The sequence below is a fragment of the Neisseria sp. HMSC061H08 genome (genome assembly GCF_001836795.1).
Classification (GTDB): Bacteria; Pseudomonadota; Gammaproteobacteria; order Burkholderiales; family Neisseriaceae; genus Neisseria; species Neisseria subflava_A.
Genome location: NZ_KV830577.1, coordinates 23,107 through 42,144, shown reverse-complemented (window position 1 = coordinate 42,144; position 19,038 = coordinate 23,107). Strand labels below are relative to the sequence as shown.

At 51.6% G+C, this 19,038-nt stretch carries 21 protein-coding genes, 1 tRNA gene and 1 pseudogene; 11 read left to right on the top strand and 12 right to left on the bottom strand.

Features of this window, described 5'->3' with window-relative positions; genetic code table 11:
* Position 1 precedes the first annotated feature (1 nt).
* The gene (locus HMPREF2675_RS07505) at positions 2 to 277 is read left to right on the top strand and encodes a DUF2339 domain-containing protein (RefSeq protein ID WP_283127814.1); all 276 of its coding nucleotides are present in this window, start codon (positions 2 to 4) and stop codon (positions 275 to 277) included.
* 274 nt (positions 278 to 551) lie between these two features.
* Complete coding sequence (locus HMPREF2675_RS07500; RefSeq protein ID WP_003748129.1) at positions 552 to 932, top strand: putative zinc-binding protein; 381 nt, start codon at positions 552 to 554, stop codon at positions 930 to 932.
* 155 nt (positions 933 to 1,087) lie between these two features.
* Here HMPREF2675_RS07500 and HMPREF2675_RS11605 read toward each other — a convergent pair whose 3' ends face one another.
* The 3 genes from HMPREF2675_RS11605 to gap form a co-directional block, all read right to left on the bottom strand.
* Positions 1,088 to 2,173 carry a hypothetical protein gene (locus tag HMPREF2675_RS11605; RefSeq protein WP_283127810.1) on the bottom strand — a complete coding sequence of 362 codons (1,086 nt, stop codon included), beginning with the start codon at positions 2,171 to 2,173 and terminating at the stop codon, positions 1,088 to 1,090.
* 161 nt (positions 2,174 to 2,334) lie between these two features.
* Positions 2,335 to 4,542 (bottom strand): DNA helicase II, encoded by a 2,208-nt coding sequence (gene uvrD / locus HMPREF2675_RS07490; RefSeq protein WP_070814608.1) that lies wholly within the window; start codon positions 4,540 to 4,542, stop codon positions 2,335 to 2,337.
* Between the two features lie 100 nt (positions 4,543 to 4,642).
* A complete protein-coding gene (gene gap / locus HMPREF2675_RS07485) occupies positions 4,643 to 5,671 on the bottom strand; it encodes a type I glyceraldehyde-3-phosphate dehydrogenase (protein WP_070814607.1) in 1,029 nt (342 codons plus the stop codon).
* Between the two features lie 776 nt (positions 5,672 to 6,447).
* Between gap and HMPREF2675_RS07480 the strand changes: the two genes are divergently transcribed.
* The 8 genes and pseudogenes from HMPREF2675_RS07480 to HMPREF2675_RS07455 all read left to right on the top strand — a co-directional run bounded on the left by HMPREF2675_RS07480 (position 6,448) and on the right by HMPREF2675_RS07455 (position 12,426).
* A complete protein-coding gene (locus tag HMPREF2675_RS07480) occupies positions 6,448 to 7,983 on the top strand; it encodes a sodium-dependent transporter (protein ID WP_083323898.1) in 1,536 nt (511 codons plus the stop codon).
* The gene (locus tag HMPREF2675_RS11065) at positions 7,983 to 8,075 is read left to right on the top strand and encodes a methionine/alanine import family NSS transporter small subunit (protein WP_036472778.1); all 93 of its coding nucleotides are present in this window, start codon (positions 7,983 to 7,985) and stop codon (positions 8,073 to 8,075) included. Before HMPREF2675_RS07480 ends, HMPREF2675_RS11065 begins: the two co-directional genes overlap by 1 nt.
* 232 nt (positions 8,076 to 8,307) lie before the next feature.
* Entirely contained in the window at positions 8,308 to 9,780 is a 1,473-nt protein-coding gene (gene mgtE / locus HMPREF2675_RS07475; RefSeq protein ID WP_070814605.1) for a magnesium transporter, read from the top strand.
* Positions 9,781 to 9,880: 100 nt separating this feature from the next.
* Positions 9,881 to 10,024, top strand: a pseudogene (locus tag HMPREF2675_RS11270) (FAD-dependent oxidoreductase); the annotation flags it as partial.
* A gap of 67 nt (positions 10,025 to 10,091) precedes the next feature.
* Positions 10,092 to 10,550 (top strand): methyltransferase family protein, encoded by a 459-nt coding sequence (locus HMPREF2675_RS07470; RefSeq protein ID WP_070814604.1) that lies wholly within the window; start codon positions 10,092 to 10,094, stop codon positions 10,548 to 10,550.
* A 114-nt stretch (positions 10,551 to 10,664) separates the two neighbouring features.
* Positions 10,665 to 11,282 (top strand): thiamine phosphate synthase, encoded by a 618-nt coding sequence (gene thiE / locus HMPREF2675_RS07465; RefSeq protein WP_070814603.1) that lies wholly within the window; start codon positions 10,665 to 10,667, stop codon positions 11,280 to 11,282.
* Positions 11,283 to 11,324: 42 nt separating this feature from the next.
* Complete coding sequence (thiS, locus tag HMPREF2675_RS07460; protein WP_070814602.1) at positions 11,325 to 11,519, top strand: sulfur carrier protein ThiS; 195 nt, start codon at positions 11,325 to 11,327, stop codon at positions 11,517 to 11,519.
* 118 nt (positions 11,520 to 11,637) lie between these two features.
* Positions 11,638 to 12,426, top strand: coding sequence for a thiazole synthase (locus tag HMPREF2675_RS07455; RefSeq protein WP_049332237.1), 789 nt, complete (start codon positions 11,638 to 11,640; stop codon positions 12,424 to 12,426).
* A 71-nt stretch (positions 12,427 to 12,497) separates the two neighbouring features.
* Here HMPREF2675_RS07455 and HMPREF2675_RS07450 read toward each other — a convergent pair whose 3' ends face one another.
* The 8 genes from HMPREF2675_RS07450 to HMPREF2675_RS07415 all read right to left on the bottom strand — a co-directional run bounded on the left by HMPREF2675_RS07450 (position 12,498) and on the right by HMPREF2675_RS07415 (position 17,615).
* Positions 12,498 to 13,259 (bottom strand): uracil-DNA glycosylase family protein, encoded by a 762-nt coding sequence (locus tag HMPREF2675_RS07450; protein ID WP_070814601.1) that lies wholly within the window; start codon positions 13,257 to 13,259, stop codon positions 12,498 to 12,500.
* Complete coding sequence (gene rimI, locus HMPREF2675_RS07445; RefSeq protein ID WP_070814600.1) at positions 13,253 to 13,696, bottom strand: ribosomal protein S18-alanine N-acetyltransferase; 444 nt, start codon at positions 13,694 to 13,696, stop codon at positions 13,253 to 13,255. Before rimI ends, HMPREF2675_RS07450 begins: the two co-directional genes overlap by 7 nt.
* Complete coding sequence (gene tsaB, locus HMPREF2675_RS07440) at positions 13,693 to 14,367, bottom strand: tRNA (adenosine(37)-N6)-threonylcarbamoyltransferase complex dimerization subunit type 1 TsaB (protein WP_070814641.1); 675 nt, start codon at positions 14,365 to 14,367, stop codon at positions 13,693 to 13,695. The genes rimI and tsaB overlap by 4 nt, the downstream gene beginning before the upstream one ends.
* A gap of 96 nt (positions 14,368 to 14,463) precedes the next feature.
* On the bottom strand, positions 14,464 to 14,856 hold the full coding sequence (locus tag HMPREF2675_RS07435) for a DarG family dialkylresorcinol biosynthesis protein (RefSeq protein WP_070814599.1): 393 nt from the start codon (positions 14,854 to 14,856) through the stop codon (positions 14,464 to 14,466).
* Positions 14,857 to 16,023 carry a beta-ketoacyl-ACP synthase III gene (locus tag HMPREF2675_RS07430; protein WP_070814598.1) on the bottom strand — a complete coding sequence of 389 codons (1,167 nt, stop codon included), beginning with the start codon at positions 16,021 to 16,023 and terminating at the stop codon, positions 14,857 to 14,859.
* A 19-nt stretch (positions 16,024 to 16,042) separates the two neighbouring features.
* Positions 16,043 to 16,288: a GNAT family N-acetyltransferase gene (locus HMPREF2675_RS07425; RefSeq protein ID WP_049332250.1), complete on the bottom strand. Its 246-nt coding sequence runs from the start codon at positions 16,286 to 16,288 to the stop codon at positions 16,043 to 16,045.
* A 34-nt stretch (positions 16,289 to 16,322) separates the two neighbouring features.
* On the bottom strand, positions 16,323 to 17,231 hold the full coding sequence (locus HMPREF2675_RS07420) for a hypothetical protein (protein WP_070814597.1): 909 nt from the start codon (positions 17,229 to 17,231) through the stop codon (positions 16,323 to 16,325).
* A 308-nt stretch (positions 17,232 to 17,539) separates the two neighbouring features.
* A tRNA-Phe gene (locus tag HMPREF2675_RS07415) sits at positions 17,540 to 17,615 on the bottom strand.
* 204 nt (positions 17,616 to 17,819) lie between these two features.
* Here HMPREF2675_RS07415 and HMPREF2675_RS07410 point away from each other — a divergent pair.
* Positions 17,820 to 18,380 carry a hypothetical protein gene (locus HMPREF2675_RS07410; protein WP_070814596.1) on the top strand — a complete coding sequence of 187 codons (561 nt, stop codon included), beginning with the start codon at positions 17,820 to 17,822 and terminating at the stop codon, positions 18,378 to 18,380.
* A gap of 47 nt (positions 18,381 to 18,427) precedes the next feature.
* On the opposite strand, the gene coaD is transcribed toward HMPREF2675_RS07410, so the two are convergent.
* The gene (gene coaD, locus HMPREF2675_RS07405) at positions 18,428 to 18,940 is read right to left on the bottom strand and encodes a pantetheine-phosphate adenylyltransferase (protein ID WP_070814595.1); all 513 of its coding nucleotides are present in this window, start codon (positions 18,938 to 18,940) and stop codon (positions 18,428 to 18,430) included.
* Positions 18,941 to 19,038: the final 98 nt, after the last annotated feature.

Here is a 19,038-nt window from a genome sequence, read left to right as displayed (position 1 = left end):
GCTGTCGCGATTTTTCTTTTCAGACTTATGCGATGGAGTACAGTTAAAAAATCTGCTCCTGACTATATTTCTGATTCTAAAACAGCGTTCCTACTGGATGACAGGCGCGACGCTGATGGGCATCGTAGTCGTCAAACTCTTCTTGATCGAGCTTTCCAACAGCGGCGGTATCGCGCTCATCGTCTCCTTCATCATCGTCGGCCTGCTGCTGCTTCTGGTCGGCTGGTTTGCCCCCGTTCCGCCTAAAGCAGAGAATGATGGCGAACCTAAAGCCTAATCATTAATCTCAAATAAAAAGGCCGTCTGAAAAAGCAGCGTTATCTGTTTTCAGACGGCCTTTATTTTTTTAGAAGGTAGCATCTGCTTTGTTCTAGAATGTCTAATCGTATTGAGTTATGATGCCTTTTAATATATAAATGGATAAGCCGTAGGCCGTCTGAAAAAAGAAAACGGGTGCAACCCGAATATCCACATACCACGCATGATGCGCCTGACAGACTGACCATGGGCGGACACATAAAGATAAAAACCGCTACCGAAGGAAATAGAAAATGCCTAACCGCAATGAGCTTCCCTTAATTTATTCTTGTTCCGGATGTTCCGATGTGGCGCAGCTGGCCAACAACACAGCCGTGGCGCTCGACCATGCCGGAGAATTTGAAATGTCGTGCATTTCCGGCGTGGGCGGCAAAGTCGCGCCGTTGGTGCGCAAAGCTCAGTCCGGACGGCCGATGTTGGTTATTGACGGCTGTCATCTGCATTGCGCCAAATCGTGTTTGGAAAATGTGGGCGTTGAAATCCCGGAAGGGCATCATGTGAAACTATACGAACTGGGCTACAAAAAACGCTTTGGTAAAAGCTATGACGAGGCTACGGTAGAAGAAGTTTATCAATATGTGTTGACGAAGAAGGGCGATGTATTGAGCAGTTAACGACTTTTATTTGCCTGATTGTCCCCAGAATATCGGTTGAGAATCTAATCCATGGGACTGCAAGTTTTATCTAATACATGATTTGGAACGTAAGACAATAAAGATTTTAGGCCGTCTGAAAACCCATTTAGTTTTCAGACGGCCTTTAATTAATTTTATTTCTTCAATTCTTTCAGTAAAGACGTTAATCCTTCCACGCCGTCGAATGTACCCGGCACTTTATCAGGATTAGATAAAATACTGCTGAAAATCAGATTTTCAAATTTTTCCAACGCGTCTTTATCATCAGTTTTGATTTTTTTCGCATAATCGGCATAGTTTTGGATAAATTGGCACAATGACTGCCGCAGTTCCAACTGCATGATTTGGGTCTGTAACGAATGGTAATGGTTTAAAACCACTCTAAAGAAATAGATTAAAATAAATTCCAAGCCAATAACGGACAACATGGATTGCCAAGAAATATCTACATCTGCCATAAATTTTTTGTAGAAGCTGAAGCATAAAGGTAGAATTGTAACTATTGCTAAACTACTCAACAACCGGAAAGTTTTTGTTTTGGCTTCGTTTTTTTGTTTCAATAGATTTTCAAAGCCTTGGGACAAGCCGACAAAGTTGAAAGCTGTTTTGTATTTTTCCAATTTTTCTTCAAGCGCATTTACTTCTACTATTTTTTCCTGAACTTTAACTATTTTTTTATTGACTTCATCCTGATATTTTGAAATTGATTTTTCTATAGCTTCCTTTTTTTCATCAAATTCAAAAAATGTCTTAAAGCCCTTGTTGCCCATATAAGAACACAGTATATCTATTGGCATTTTGTAAAAAGCATAGTTAATCTGATTTGCATATTCACTTCGAGAGTAATATATTTTTTCCTTTAAAGGTATTATTACTTTTCCTAATGAATCAATCCTCAAAAAATTGAGCCCTCCTGGTCCATAGCTCAAATCAAGTTCAACTAAAAACCTAACCATGGAATCATGGATGTTTATAAGTTCTTTCTTCGAAATATTGTTCTGTAAACTTTGAATTTGGCTTTTAAAATTATCACCTATGTATCGTATATTGAATAAACAACCGTCTTCCCATAACACAGGATTCTGAATCATGGACAAAACTACTGTCGAAATCAACTCATACTGTTCGTGCTCTTGTTCTGACAGTTTTGACTTATCTATTAGAGCAATTTTATGCTCAACCTGCATCAAATCATCATGCAATTCACTAAAAAATCCCATTTTTTTCCCTTTCTATTTCTACTGATTCAATTTTCTTCATTTAAATAAAGAATCCAATTATTTATTCAATTAACTACGATGTGCTAAGTTTCTAATGCATTTATGTAAGAATAATAACGAATATTTTCAGACGGCCTTTATCATTCTAAGCTTTCTAATTTCTACATCTCTTCCAATTTCGCAAACTTGGTATCCAGCTCTTTCACGCCCTGTTTGCCGAAGTTGATGGTCAGTCGGGCGGATTCGCCTTTGTTCACGGCATCGATGATGACGCCGGTGCCGAATTTGGCGTGGCGGATGTTTTGTCCGATGCGGAAGCCTGCGTAGGTTTGTGGCTGTTTGTAGTCGTCGATGATTTTGTCTTTGGGCGCAGCGGTTTGGCGCGGGCTGCCGTAGCTGTCGTAGGCGGGTTTTTTGATGGATAGGTAGTGCAATACTTCGGGCGGGATTTCTTCGACGAAGCGGGAGACGATGCCGAATTGGGTTTGTCCGTGCAGCATTCTTTGTTGCGCCATGGTGATGTAGAGGCGTTTGCGGGCGCGGGTGATGGCGACGTACATGAGGCGGCGTTCTTCTTCGAGGCCGCCGCGTTCGGCGAGGCTCATTTCGCTGGGGAACCTGCCTTCTTCCATGCCGGTGAGGAAGACGGCGTTGAATTCCAAGCCTTTGGCGGCGTGGACGGTCATCAGTTGAACGGCTTTTTCGCCCGCGCCTGCTTGGTTTTCGCCGGATTCGAGGGCGGCGTTGCTGAGGAAGGCGAGGATGGGGAAGGCGGGGTCGTCTGAAATGTTGTCGGGCAGGGTTTCAAAGTTGCTGTCTTCGGGTTTGAACTCGATGGCGGCGTTGACGAGTTCGTCGAGGTTGTCGAGGCGGTCTTGGTTGTCGCCTTTTTGGGTTCGGTAGTGTTCGGTCAGGCCGCTGTCTTTGAGGATGCCGACAATGATTTCGGACAGGGGCATTTGTCCGACTTGGTTGCGCAGGGCTTCAATCAGGTGGACGAAGGCGGCGATTTTGGTGGCTTTTGCGCCGGCATTGCAGGCTGCCTGCCAGAGGGTGATGCCTTGTTCGTTTGAAGCCGTCTGAAGGTTTTCAATGGTGCGTGCGCCGATGCCGCGCGGTGGGAAGTTAATCACGCGCAAGAGGGCGTTGTCGTCGTCGGGATTGACGGCGAGGCGCAGGTAGGCGAGGGCGTGTTTGATTTCTTGGCGTTCGTAAAAGCGCAGGCCGCCGTAGATTTTGTAGGGAATGCCGCTGCGGAACAGGCTTTGTTCGATGACGCGGGATTGGGCGTTGCTGCGGTAGAGGACGGCGATTTCGTCCAAATCCCAGCCTTCGCGTTCGAGGGCTTTGGTTTCGTCCACGATGAATTGGGCTTCTTCGAGGTCGGTAAAGGCGGAGTAGTAGCGGATTTTGTCGCCTGCTTCGGCGTCGGTGCGCAGGTTTTTGCCGAGGCGTTCGTCGTTGTTTTCGATGACGGCGTTGGCGGCGGCGAGGATGTTGCCAACGGAGCGGTAGTTTTGTTCGAGTTTGACGGGCGCGTCGATGTGGAATTCTTCCATCAGCGCGGTCATGTTGCCGACGTTTGCGCCGCGGAAGCGGTAGATGCTTTGGTCGTCGTCGCCGACGGCGAAAACGGCGGCGTTGTTGCCGGCAATCAGTTTCAGCCAGGCGTATTGCAGCTTGTTGGTGTCTTGGAACTCGTCAACGAGAATGTGATTGAAGCGGTTTTGGTAGTGTTGGCGCAGGATTTCGTTGCTTTGCAGCATTTCGTAGCTGCGGAGCATGAGTTCGGCGAAATCGACCACGCCTTCGCGTTGGCAGATTTTGTCGTATTCGGCGTAGCATTCAATCATGCGGCTTGTGTGCGGGTCGGGCGCGCTCAACACGGAAGCGCGCAAACCGGATTCTTTTTGCGCATTGATAAAGCCTTGCAGAGAACGCGGCGCGATGATTTCTTCGGCGATGTTGAGGCTTTTGAGCAGGCGTTTGATAAGGGAAAGCTGGTCTCCGCTGTCGAGGATTTGAAAGGAGGACGGCAAACCGGCATCGCGGTGGTGCAGGCGCAAAAAGCGGTGGCAGAGACCGTGGAACGTGCCGAGCCACATGGCGCGGACGTTGATGGGAATCATCGCGCCGAGTCGGGTTTGCATCTCTTTGGCGGCTTTGTTGGTAAACGTTACCGCCATAATGCTGTGTACGCTTGCCTGACCGGTTTGCAAAAGCCACGCGATGCGCGTGGTCAGCACGCGCGTTTTGCCGCTGCCCGCGCCTGCCAGCACAAGGGCGGATTGTGGCGGCCAGGTTACGGCGGAGAGTTGTTCGGGGTTTAAGCCTTGCAGCAGATTGGGGGCGGATTCGTTGGAAAACATGAAGAGGCCGTCTGAAAATAAATGGGAATGCGATATTTTAAAGGAAATACAAAAGGCCGTCTGAAAAGATGTTTCAGACGGCCTTTGTGTTGGAAGCCGATTAGAACGGACGTACTTCCAAACCGAACATACGGCGCGCGGTGTTCAGCATTTGGCAGCTGAAGCCCCACTCGTTGTCGTACCATGCAAACACTTTAACCATTTTGCCTTCGGTTACTTTGGTCAGCGTAGAGTCGAATGTGCTGGCTTGGGTGGTGTGGTTGAAGTCCATAGAAACCAGCGGCAGGGTGTTGTAACCCAAAACGCCTTTCAGACGGCCTTCTTCGGAAGCGGCTTTCATCAGCGCATTGATTTCTTCGACAGAAGTCTCGCGGCTTGCTTGGAAGCTCAGGTCAACAAGGGAAACGTTGACGGTCGGTACGCGGATGGCGAGGCCGTCGAGTTTGCCTTTGAGGGCAGGCAATACCAAGCCGACGGCTTTTGCCGCGCCGGTTTTGGTCGGAATCATGTTTTCCACGCCGCTACGCGCACGGCGCAGGTCTTTGTGGCGTACGTCGGTGACGGTTTGGTCGTTGGTCAGTGCGTGGATAGTGGTCATCACGCCGTTTACGATGCCGATGTTTTCGTTCAACACTTTGGCCACGGGTGCCAGGCAGTTGGTGGTACAAGACGCGTTGGAGATAACGGTCATGTCGCCGGTAATCACGTCGTCGTTTACGCCGTAAACGATGGTTGCATCAACGTCATCGCCGCCGGGAGCGGAAATCAGCACTTTTTTCGCGCCGCTTTCCAAGTGGATTTTGGCCTTCTCTTTGCTGGTGAACGCGCCGGTACATTCCATGACCAGGTCAACGCCCAATTCACCCCATGGCAATTCGGCTGGGTTGCGGGTAGAGAAGTAAGGGATTTTTTTACCGTCGATGATGAGGTGTTTCTCATCGTGGGAAACTTCAGAGTTGAAGCGGCCGTGAACAGTGTCGAATTTGGTCAGGTGAGCATTGGTCTCGATGCTGCCGCTGGCGTTGATGGCAACGATGTCGAGTTGGTCTTGCAGTTTGTAGTCAAAAATAGCGCGCACTACTTGGCGGCCGATGCGGCCGTAACCGTTGATGGCAACTTTGATACCCATGGCTTTTCCTCTTCTTTTGGGTTTGGGTTGTGGATTGAATGGCGGCAATTATAGCAAAAATGTAGTGCTGTGTAATTAATGTTTTATTGAAATTTTTTGATTCGATTATTTTTGATTGTGGATGATTAGAGTAGAAATACAGGTTTAAATTTAATGTTATTTTATATTTTTTGAAATTTTATTTTTTATTAATTCTGTTTTTGGTGTTTTATGCTCGTTTTAAATCATGGTAATGAAGGAAATGGGAAAAGGCGGATTGTTTTTGTTTATATTAAACAGAATTTGAGTGTGGCTTTTGATTACAACATACAACAGTGTAATTTTCAGACGGCCCGGGTTTAATCGAGCAAAAGTAAAAGGCCGTCTGAACATTTTTGATGACGTGGAATTTAAATGCCTTGGATTCTTGCTTTTCCTTATTGAATAAGGGGAGGGCGGTTTTTAGCAAAGGGAAAATTGTCGGAGGAGGGGAGGGGGAAACGGGGGTTTTATGCTGTGTTTGGGTGTTATATAAATAAGTGTATGAAGTTTTTAGTCGTAGTGTATGAAGATTTTGCTTGTGATTTTAATTTAATTATGACTTGTCAACAGTGTTAAATTTTTTTACGATAAGGTCAGATTATGTTTGCATGGTCATAAGCGGTGCATTCTCTATACCGGATATTATCCTTGTCCGAATATCTACTTTAACCGACCGGCTTGTCCGGCCTGATTCCTAAATATATACGCGCAAGGCTGAATGGCCTTGGCGACACTCGACTTTTAAGAGGTTCATCGTGTCAAATTCTCAATCCAGCGAACGCGCGACGTTTAGCAGTCGCCGCGCCTTTATGTTTGCTGCCATCGGCTCGGCCGTGGGCTTAGGCAACATTTGGCGATTCCCTTACATCGCTTTCGACAACGGCGGCGGTGCTTTCGTCCTCCCTTATTTGGTTGCGCTGTTGACGGCGGGTATTCCGCTGTTGCTGCTCGACTACGCCATCGGCCACCGTTACCGCGGCTCGCCTCCTCTGGCCTTCCGCCGCCTCGGCCGTTTGTTTGAGCCGATGGGTTGGTGGAACTTCCTGACCAACGTCATCATCTGTATCTACTACGCCGTGATTGTCGGCTGGGCGGCAAGCTATGCCTATTATTCGTTCACTTCTGCATGGGGTGCGGATCCGCAGGCATTCTTCTTTAAAGACTTCCTACAAATGGCCGATGCCAAAGACTTGGGCTTGGACTTTGTCGGCAAAGTGGCTGGTCCGCTGATTGCCGTTTGGGTGTTTACGCTGGCGATTATGGCTTTGGGCGTGCAAAAAGGTGTGGCCGGTTCATCCACATTCTTCATGCCTTTGTTGGTGGTGATGTTTGTCATCATGGTGGGCATCGCCCTGACCCTGCCGGGTGCGGCAAAAGGTTTGGACGCTTTGTTTACGCCTGACTGGAGCCGTTTGGCGGATCCGAAAGTCTGGGTAGCCGCATACGGCCAAATTTTCTTCTCGCTCTCCATCTGCTTCGGCATCATGATTACTTATTCTTCTTACCTGAAGAAAAAAACCGACTTGGGTGGCACAGGCTTGGTTGTCGGCTTTGCCAACAGCAGCTTCGAGTTGCTCGCAGGTATCGGCGTATTTGCCGCATTGGGCTTTATGGCTCAAGCTGCAGGCAAAGAAGTCAGCGAAGTGGCGTCCAGCGGTATCGGCTTGGCGTTTATCGCGTTCCCGACCATCATCAACCAAGCCCCTATGGGCGCGTTGATCGGCGTGTTGTTCTTTGGCTCGCTGGTGTTTGCCGGTCTAACTTCCATGATTTCCATCGTTGAAGTGATTGTGGCCGCGATTCAAGACAAAATGAACATCGGCCGTGTCAGCGCAACGTTGATTGCAGGCGTGCCAATGGCGATTATTTCTACCTTACTGTTCGGTACGACCACCGGCCTGCCTGTGTTGGACGTATTGGACAAATTCATCAATACCTACGGCATTGTGGCTTCCGGTTTTGTTTATGTTTTGGCGATTGTCCTGTTGCACAAGCTGCCGGAACTGCGCAACCACTTGAACGCGCTGTCTTCCATCCGTGTCGGTAAAGTGTGGACTGCCAGCGTGGTGGTTACCGTCGCTATGCTTGGTTATATGCTGTATCAAGATACCGCCGGCCTCTTAAAAGAGAATTACAGCGGCTATCCTGACAGCTTCCTCAATATCTTTGGTTGGGGCATGGTGGGTGCTCTCTTGGTATTGTCTGTCCTACTGTCTTTCTTGCCGTGGAAACATGGTCAGAACTTCAACGTCAAAGACGAACATGAACACGAACGTGAAGGAGACGAATAATGAGTACTTCAGCCATTATTATGATGCTTGTCGCATTGATCGTCATTTGGGGCGGATTCATCGTCTCCGTCCTGCGCCTGCCTAAAGAATAAGGTTTGAGCAAATGAAAAGGCCGTCTGAAACTTGAATTTCAGACGGCCTTTTACGTTAAAAATGGTAAAACGGCCTAAAAAAGAGTAGAATATGCACCGTTTACAACTCTGTGCCTCTCAGTAGGCTTGAATTATGGACCTTCCCAGTTCGCCTTTGAACTTCCCATCTGATACACAACAACAATAATCATCCCGCCGAAATGCCTTCCCGTGTCCGGCGGGCGGAGCATTTATGAGCATCGAACAAACCCCTCCGAATCTCGACCATACCCCCGACAATGATGTGGTAGAAGACCGCATTTCTGACGATCGCATCTCTGACGATATCGACCGCATCCACGCCTTATGCGAAATCCTCGAGCCGTCCTTTGAACAAATCGAAGCAGGCGTGCCGATTGAAGACGAAAGCCTGCGCGACAAGTTCACCGAGCTGACCGTCCTCTTGGCCGAGTTGCACCCTGCCGACGTGGCTGCCGTCTTGGAATCCCTGCCGCCGCGCGAGCGTAACATCGTTTGGCTTTTGGTCGCCCCTGAAGACGACGGCGAAGTCTTGCTGGAAGTATCCGACGCCGTACGCGAAACGCTGATCGAGTCCATGGACAAAGACGAGCTGTTGGCCGCCGTCGATGATTTGGACGCAGACGAATTGGCAGAACTGGCAGACGACCTGCCGCACCAAGTGGTGTACGAAGCGCTGCAAACGCGTGATGAAGAAGAACGCGAGCAGGTCAAAGCGGCGATGTCTTACGAAGATAACCAAGTCGGCGCGATTATGGACTTTGAATTGGTCAGCATCCGCGCCGATGTGGCGTGTGAAGTCGTGTTGCGCTACTTGCGCCGTTTCGACAGCCTGCCCGACCATACCGACAAGATTTTCGTGGTTGATGAAAACGACGTGTTGCAAGGCGTGCTGCCCATCCGCAAACTCTTGGTCGCCGACCCCGAAGACATGGTGGCGGACGTGATGGCCACCGATGTCGTGCGCTTCCGTCCCGAAGACGACGTGGAAGAAGCGGCACAGGCGTTTGAACGTTATGACTTGGTCACCGCGCCGGTTGTCGATGAAAACAAAAAGCTGATCGGCAGGATCACCATTGACGAAATGGTGGACGTGATCCGTGAAGAATCCGAAGCCGACATGTTTAACATGGCCGGTTTGCAAGAAGAAGAGGACTTGTTCGCCCCGATTTGGGACTCGGTGAAAAACCGCTGGATGTGGCTTGCCATCAACCTGTGTACCGCCTTTATCGCCAGCCGCGTAATTGGCGCATTTGAAGGCAGTATCGAGAAAATCGTCGCACTGGCTGCGCTGATGCCCATCGTCGCCGGCATCGGCGGCAACTCCGGCAACCAAACCATCACCATGATCGTCCGCGCCATGGCAATGGGGCAAATGACCGGCACACAGGCAGGCCGCCTGTTGAAAAAAGAAGTCGGCGTCGCCCTCGTCAACGGCATTATTTGGGGCACGGTAATGGGTGTGATTTCATGGCTGCTCTACGGCAACATCGGCATCGGTTTGGTCATGGTGGCCGCGATGACTTTGAACCTTTTGCTTGCCGCGACCGTCGGCGTCCTTATCCCCGTTATGATGGACAAAGCCGGACGCGACCCAGCATTGGGCAGCTCGGTGCTGATTACCGCGGTCACCGACTCCGGCGGCTTCCTGATTTTCTTGGGATTGGCAACCATATTCCTGTTGTAATAGGAAAAAAGGACGTGTTCGACACGTCCTTTTTCAAACCGTTTAAAAGGCCGAGACCTTTGCAAAAAAGCCCTTCCCCCCAACAGCCGAAACCTAAACACAGATTTTCGGCTGTTTCAGCCACGGTTTCATGATTTCTCCCGCCGTAACCGCCGCCGCCGTCAGATTGGCAGTGGCACTGTTTGACGGAAAAGACGCGCCCGAACGTGATGAAGAAAGCGGTTTGGCGTATATTGAAAAATAAGTTTTAGGTAAAATAAGCTTTAGTTCGTCTGAAAACGTCGCGCTATCAGTTTTATAAAGGTAACAATATGAATTTAGAAACCAAAATTCCGCCGCCGGCGATATGTTTTATTTGTGCGTTGTTGATGTACATCTCTACCCAAGTGTCGGCGTTAGCCGACATATTGCCGCGCTTTCCTATATTGCTGTCGGTTGTTTTCATGGTGTTTGGGACTCTGTTGAGCGTATTAGGTGTGTGGGCGTTTCGCCGTTTGCGCACGACCGTCAGCCCGCTAAACCCCGAACAAACCGAACACTTCGTTTCAGACGGCGTGTACCGTTTCAGTCGCAATCCGATGTATGCGGGTCTGGGCTGCTGGCTGGTCGCCTGGGCGGGCTATTTGGCGCACCCGCTGCCGTGGTTGTTTTTGGCTGCATTTGTTGCCTATATGACGTGGTTTCAAATCATGCCCGAAGAACGTGTTTTGGCGCAGAAATTCGGCGCAGAGTACGAGTCTTATTGTCGGCGCGTCCGCCGTTGGTTATAAAAGCGAAAGCTTCCCATCAAGTATCGCCCCTCTTCTGCTCTACGGCATGAATGCGAATACTCGATGTTTTTAGACAACCTTTATTGCTCCGTAAGAAATGAAAAAGGACACCCCATGACCTTCCCGCCCCTAAAATCCCCGCTCAAATTCTACGCCGTCGTTCCCACCGCCGATTGGGTGGAGCGCATGGTCAAAGCAGGTGCCGACACGGTGCAACTGCGTTGTAAAACCTTGCATGGCGACGAGTTGAAACGCGAAATCGAACGTTGCGTCGCAGCCTGTCAAAACAGCGCGACCCAGCTTTTCATCAACGACCACTGGCGCGAAGCGATTGCCGCAGGTGCATACGGTGTACATCTCGGGCAGGAAGATATGGACACCGCCGACCTCGCCGCGATTGAAGCTGCCGGTTTGCGCTTGGGTTTGAGTACGCACTCCGTCGCCGAACTCGACCGCGCTTTGTCTGTACACCCCAGCTACGTTGCCAGCGGCGCGATTTTCCCGACCACGACCAAACAAATGCCCACCGCCCCGCAAGGCTTGGAGAAACTGCGCGAATATGTGAAACAGGCCCGCGGCACGCCCGTCGTCGCCATCGGCGGCATCGATTTGAACAATGCTGAAGAGGTATTGGCAACTGGCGTTTCCTCGCTCGCCGTCGTCCGCGCCGTGACCGAAGCGGAAAATCCCGAAGCGGTGGTTAAAGCGTTTCAGGCTTTGTGGAATGAATAAGGCCGTCTGAAAATAAGAAGTCTGACAAGAGGAGCAAACATCATGAAGATTATATTGAACAATGAAACCATCACATTAAACGGCACAACCGTTGCCGACCTTATTGCCCAAACCGTGCCGCAAAAGCCTTTTGCCGTCGCCGTGAATACTGGATTTGTCGCCAAAGGCGCGTATGCGGAAACGGTTTTGAACGAAAACGACAAAGTCGATATCGTGCGGCCGGTAGTCGGCGGCTAGGCGGTTTGCAATCAACAGGTCGGGTATTTGCGCCCGACTTTTGCCTGTTTGAATATCGGGCAGGGTTGCCCGATTGCCTTATGCTTAAAATCTAAAAAACAATACAAAGGAATCCATCATGTTTACCCTATATGGAGAAACTTTCCCTTCACGGCTGCTGCTCGGTACGGCTGCTTATCCGACGCCGGAAATCCTCAAGCAGTCTGTCCAAATCGCGCAACCGGCGATGATTACCGTTTCATTGCGCCGCGCCGGCAGCGGCGGCGAAGCGCACGGGCAGGGTTTTTGGTCGTTGTTGGAAGAAATGGGTGTGCCTGTGTTGCCCAATACCGCAGGCTGTCAAAGCGTGCAGGAAGCCGTGACCACTGCGCAAATGGCGCGTGAAGTGTTTGATACCGATTGGATTAAGCTCGAACTTATCGGCGATGATGACACCTTGCAGCCGGATGTGTTCCAGCTTGTCGAAGCGGCGGAAATTCTAATTAAAGACGGCTTCAAAGTGCTGCCGTATTGCACTGAAGACCTGATTGCCTGCCGCCGACTGCTTGATGCAGGCTGTCAGGCACTGATGCCGTGGGCGGCGCCGATTGGCACGGGTTTGGGCGCGGTTCATGCTTATGCGCTGAAAGTCTTGCGCGAACGCCTGCCCGACACGCCGCTGATTATCGACGCAGGCTTGGGTTTGCCTTCGCAGGCGGCGCAAGTGATGGAATGGGGCTTTGACGGCGTGTTGCTGAATACCGCCGTTTCCCGCAGTGGCGATCCGGTCAATATGGCACGCGCTTTTGCGCTTGCGGTCGAGTCGGGCCGTCTGGCTTATGAGGCGGAACCTGTGGAAGCGCGTGAGAAAGCGCGCGCCAGTACGCCGACGGTGGGTCAGCCTTTCTGGCATTCGGCGGAATATTGAAAAACATTAGGGCGTGTCGAACACGCCCTTTTTTATTGGTGGAAAACCTGATTTCAGGTTAAACAGAATGTTCAGACGGCCTTGGCCAAAAGCTGTTTCAATGGCTTTAAGATTTGCCATGCTTGCGCTTTAAGTTGCGGCTGCATCAGCAGGCGGGCGGGGTGGGGAATGACGAAATGCGGCCGCTCTGCGCACAATTCGTTCATCAGTCCGATCATGTCGGGGCTGTCGAAGATTTTGCCGAGGAACAAGACTGCGCGCGCTTGCGAGGCGGTCAGCTCGTTTTGCATTTCGGCAAGCTCGGCGCGGATGTGTTCGGCATCGGGCAGGGCGGTGAACACGGGCGCGGTTTTGACCCATGCGGTTTTGTGCGCCTGCTCGGGCTTGAGGCCGATGGCGGCGAGGATGTTGTCGAGAAGCGTGCCGACGTCTCCGCTAAACAGCGTACCGTGCAGGCTGTCTTCGGTGGACGGGCAAATGCTGACCACCATGATTTCAGACGGCCTGATGGTTACGTCAAGACGGGGCAGATTGTCTGAATGCGCGGCTTTTTCTGTTTTTGCCGGTGTTTCGGCCATGGCTTTGGGCGCCGCTTCGGGAACGCGGACAGCCGGTTTGGCCGTTTGCGCAGTGGCAATGGCGGCGGTGCGTGCCTGATGGGCACTTGCGGATAAAGTGCGCACGGCTTGCGCGGTATCGGCGGCAATGGTTTTGGGGCAGACAGGTGCGGCTGCGGCTTGAGGCGCGGCATGGATGATTTTGGCGTTTCGGTTCAGCCACATCGGGCCCAAGCCCAAGGCTTCGTGCAGGTGCAGGTAGCGGCTGCTTAACATGATTTCTCCATCAATACGGCATCTTCGCTGCCACCGTCGGGCAGGGCGTAGTAGTTTTTGCGGCGGCCGCAGGTTTGGAAGCCGTGTTTGCGGTAGAGCTGTTGCGCGGTTTCATTGCTTGCGCGGACTTCGAGCAGCAATCGGGTTGAGCCTTGCTGTTGCACTGTGTTTTGCCAGTGTTGCAGCAGGGCGGATGCAATGCCTTGGCGGCGGTATTCGGGCGCGACGGCAATCAGGTGCAGTTCGGATTCGTCAAACACGGTTTGCCACACGATAAAGCCGGTAATTTGGTGGTCTGTCTGGCTGAGCCAAACGCTGTCGGGATGGTATTGAACCGCCGATTCAAACTGCTGCGCCGTCCACGGCGAAGGATTGCCTTGTGCGTCGATGGCGGCAAGGGTGGGGCAGTCGGCAAGTAAGGCTGGGCGCAGGTTCACGGTTTGGCCTTTTGTTGGGCTTGCTCTTGCGCGGTCAGGGCAATTTTATTGCGGACGTAGAGCAGCTCGGCGTGTGCCGCATCGGTGGCAACATAGCGGCCGCTGCGGGCAAGTTTAAGATAGTCGGCGGCGGTCGGCATATCGGCTTGACCGTCAAAAGGCGGTTTGTTGGCGAGGGCAAAGGCATTGCCGATGCCGCTGGTAGGCGTTTTGCCTTCGGGTGCGGCAATGGCGGCGGCTTTGCCAACCGTGTAATCGCTCAAACGGACGTGGTTTTGCGTATCAAACCATGCGTAGAACACTTCGCCCATACGCGCATCGGTGGCCGCCAGCACGCAGCTTGATGGCGGCAGCAATGAAGCGGCGGCATCGAGGCAGGGAATGCCGATCATGGGCGTGTCAAACGGCGTGGCCAAACCTTGTGCAACCGCCGCGCCGATACGCAGGCCGGTAAATGCGCCGGGACCTTGTGCATAAACGATGCAGCCCAAATCGGCGGCCGTGATGCCCGCTTCTTTAAAGAGGCGTTCGATTTGCGGCAGGATTTGTTCGGATTGCTTAGTGCCGACGTTTTCGTGAAACAGGCGGATTTCGCCTTGATGTTCCAATGCGATGGACAGAAAGGATGTGCTGGTGTCGATGGCAAGAGTCGGGCGGTTGTCGGTTGGCATGGCGTTATTTTTTAGAAGGATATGGGTTGCCATTATAGTGGAACGTCGAGGGGGAACAAAGCGTTCAGGCCGTCTGAACATTCAGACGGCCTATTTTTATTCGGGCTTTTTCAGGCCTTCGATGTCGGTTTGGCAGGCATCGGCGTATTTTTGCAGGGTTTTGGCCGGTAGTTTGGCGAACACTTCGGGGCGGAAATGCCGACGAAGCTGCCATTTCCATACGCCTGCCGCCATGGCCAAGCCGGTTTCATCATAACGGCAGCGGAACATATGGTAGTACAGCGGTGAGTATTCGCCTTTTTCGACGGCTTTGCGCGCGGTCTGCGTTTGGGCATCGAGTTCGCACACTGCCATTTCGGTGGCGTAGGCTTCGTCCTGCCAACCGTTGCTGGTGGCCGCTTCGTAGTGGCCGTCGCGGGTACCGTAGATGACTTTGCGGTGGCCGTGGTAGCTGGCGCTGTTGTCTTGAGGGATGTCGTCAATCTTCATTCAGACGGCCTTTACTGCTTCCAAAAGCATGAAACATGTTGAAAAACGGCCGCTTTCCGGAACGTAACACAGGATTTTTTGGCCGTGTTCGATGGGGAAAGTGCGCATAAATTCTTCAAGGATGATGTAAATCGAGGCCGAACCCGTGTTGCCCTTGCTGTGCAGATTGGTAAACCATTTTTCCTGCGGAATGTCGAAGCCGATATTTTTCAGGCCGTCTGAAAGGCGGTCGCGGAAAAAGCCGGAAGAGTAGTGGGGCAGGAACCAATCGATTTCTTCGGCGCGGATGCCGTGTTTGGCGGCGATTTGGGAGAGGGGTTTTTCCACCGTATAACGGACGATGTTTTCGTTCAACAGTTTGACGTCCTGCTTGACTGCCATCAGGCTGTGGCGGCGGCCGTAATCGGCATCGGCGTGTTTCCAGCCTTCAAATACGCCGTCGCGGAATTCTGCGCCGGCATACATACAGGGTGGCATTTCGTTAGCGTAGGAAAGCAGGTCTATCCAATGGATTTTCAGGCTGAGGCCGTCTGAATTGGGGCGGTCGGACAGATACACCGCGCCTGCGCCGTCAGACAGCATCCAGCGCAAAAAGTCTTTTTCAAACCCTATTTCGGGGGACGCGTTTTCCAGTTTTTTATGGTCGGTTTCACTTTGAAACACTTCGCCGCGCATGACCGCCGAAGCGTTTTCGGAAGCAACGGAAACCGCATGTGCGTATTCGCCGGTACGCACAGCGTTGTAGGCGTGTTTCATCGCCGCCATACCTGCCGCGCATACGCCTGCCATGCTGAACACTTCGCAAGGCGGCATATCCAGCAAGCCATGCACCATCACACCGTGTCCGGGCATGGTTTGGTCAGGGTAGGAAGTGGCGCAGGCCAGGCTGCCTATGGCTTCTGCTGGAACACCTTGTGCAAACAGGCCGTTGACCGCTTCGGCAGCCAATTCGGCATTGGTGTGCGTCGTGCGGCGGCTTTCAGGATCGATGGCGTAATGGCGCGACAAAATGCCGTTGGAACGCAAAATCATACGGCGCACACGTGAAGGCACATCGCCTGCCATGCCGAGGACGGCTTCCATTTCGTCATTGCCGACGGGGGCATTGGGCAAGAAGGCAGAAACGCGGTTGAGATAAACGTCTTTGAGTGTGTTATTCGATGTCATGATGTGGTTGTCAAAATAATCAACCGATAAACCGCGCCGCGTAGTCGCAGCTTGCAGTCAACGGGATGTTGTGTGTTTCGGCGTATTCCATCAGTGCGCTCACCAGCAGTTTGGCAATGCCGCGATGACGGAAGTTGGGCGAGACCACGGTATGGTTTACGTCCCAGCCGCCGTTATGTTCGGTATAGCTGATATAGCCTGCTTCCAAACCGTCAATGTCGATTTGAAAGCGACGGCGTTCGGGGTAGTGGATAACTTCGGGCATGATGGATTCCTAGTTTGAGGCCGTCTGAAACGTATCATCTGCCTGACGGTTGCTCATAATAATCCGCCAGCTTTTTCAGACGGCCTTTGAGCAGCGGATGCAGCAGTTTTTTCAAAATTACACTGATGGGTAAAACCACCAAAATCATCGTCAATAAAAATACGATGTAAAAGCACAGCAAGGCACGGCGCAAAAGCGGAGAAATACGGCCTGCCGCCATCAAAAGCTTGCCCCAGACGAAGAAGCTGCGGCCGGCGGCACGTTCGCTGAAAATCAGTTTTTCATTGACTGTCACTGCGCCCATGTTTTGAAACAGGGTTTCGTCCAAAGGCTGTTGGTTTAACAGTGTATCGCGCAATTTCGTACCAAACCGCGCCGCATCCACCAATTCTTCTTCAGCAATGCCGGCAGAGGGCAGGGAGCGGAAATAGCGCTTGTCGCCGGTCAGCATCCATGCGGGCGTGGTAATGAAACTAGCCGCGCTGTTGCAGGCATCGATTTTTACGATGTTGCCGATGAGTTTGGCGCCGTTTTGTTTCAGCAAAGATTTCATTTTTTCCTGCGCGCCCAGCCACATATTGCGGCAGCCGATAAGCGTGATGACCGGTTTGCCGTCCAGCAGCCGGCGCGTTTCTTCGCGTTGCAAAAAGGCGGTCATCGGTTGCGAAGGAGAGAGGAACCAAACAGTGTAGGCAATAACCACCACATCGTAATCTTCGGATGGAATTTGCGGCGGCAGAATCGGGGCAGGTTTTAAATGGACGGTTTCCGGAAAGGTATCGAAAAAACGCCAAAACGGCCATGGAAACGGAAATGCCTGCTCCGGTACGATATTGACGCAATCGACCTGTACGCCGGCTGTTTGCAACGGCGCGGCAAAATTCTGCGCCAGGCTGGAGAGCTGCCCCGTTTGCGAGTAATGCACGATCAGCACTTTTTTCATTATCTTCCCTGCAATGAGTAAGTTATGGTTGGTTTGGACGGTATTATATAGTAAACCGACCGGCCTTGAACTTTATTCATATTCAGTATGTTCGCGAAGGTTTCAGCCGATTTGGATGGAAGCGCCGTATTCTGTCGGAATGGGGCGGTGAAGCGGATTTTTATGCCATGCCAACATGAACAACGGCCGTCTGAAAATTTTCAGACGGCCTTGTGTGGAAATCGGGACGCATGGTCTGGAACGGGATTTGCGCTAAGTATGGCGTGCAAATCGTATAGATAAAAAAATAACCGCTTCAAGGCGGTTGGTGGTGGCCAGAGGCGGAATCGAACCGCCGACACACGGATTTTCAATCCGTTGCTCTACCAACTGAGCTATCTGGCCTTCGCGTGTTTCGTTGCGAGATGTGAATTAAACCAAATTTCGTTGCCTTGTGCAAGCGTTTGTAGGCTTTATTTTTGAAGCGGTAAATTAAGATTTTGTTTTGTATTGAATTATTTTTCGTTTTAATTGGCGGTTTTTAAGTTTGCCGGTTTGATTTTCAGACGGCCTAAGATACAATCGGCTTTTTTGCTTTGGATTTATGCCATGCTGTATATGTTTGTTCGTGATATGTGGGATGTTTTGCGTTTGCGCTATCGTTCTCCGGAGACGTATTTGTATTCGCCTTTGGTGATGGCGGCGGTGCTGCTGCTGTTAGGTGTGGTGAACGCGGCCAGCATGTCGCCTTTGTTTGGCAGTGGCACGGCGGCGGTGTGCCTGTCGGTGATTTTGGTGATGGTGAAATGGTTGGTGTTGAGCCGCTCGATGCGCAAGGTACTGCATTATTACGGTGCGCCCCGGCTGCCTTTGTGGGGCTTTATTTTGGTGTCTGAGGCTTTGCTCTTGCCGCTGTTGCTGGTGTTGTATGTGCCGGCGTTGGCTGTGTTTGCGCTGTTGTGGCAGGCTTGGGTGTTTGTGGTGCAGGTGCGCGGTTTGATGTGGATGGGAAATGCGACGGTAGGCCGTGTTTTGGTGGGTTATGTGTTGTATGGTATCGGCATGCTGTGCGTGGGTACGGTGATTTTGATGTTGTTTATTAACGCCGGTTGGTTGGATATGGAAACGTTGAATCAAAACCTGCAGGCGTTGATGTTTGCCCGTCAATAATCCATGAAAATGGAAAGGCCGTCTGAAATGTTCGGACGGCCTTTGTTTTATGTGTTTATTTTGTGGTCTTGCAGGATTTTTTGATAGACGGGGTCGGGGAGGTAGCGGCCTATCATGTCGCGCCATCCTTGGGGGCCGACCAGGCCTTTGACCATGGTGGAGGATACTTCGGCTATTTCGCGCGGCGGCATCAGGAAGACGGTGGAGATTTCGGGGGCGATGTCGCTGTTGATGTAGCGCATCGAGCGTTCGTATTCGTAGTCGGCGGCGGAACGGATGCCGCGGACGATGAAATTGGCCTTGGCTTCGCGGGCGTAATCGACCAAAAAGCGGTTTTCAAACACGCTGATGCGGACGTTGGGGAAGGGGTGGGTAATGGCATCGAGCATGGCGCGGCGTTCTTCTATGCTGTAGGTGCTGCGCTTTTCGGGATTGGTGCCGATGGCGACGATGAGTTCGTCAAAGAGGGATTGGGCTTCCTGTATCATCCACAGGTGGCCGAGGGTGGGTGGGTCGAAGCTGCCTGCGTACACGGCACGGCGCGGAGTGGTCGTGGTCATTTTGGGTTGGGAATGGGGTTTGTGTGGCGTTCAGGATAGGGGAGTTTGCCGGTGATGTCAAAAATCAAAAAGGCCGTCTGAAATTTCAGACGGCCTTT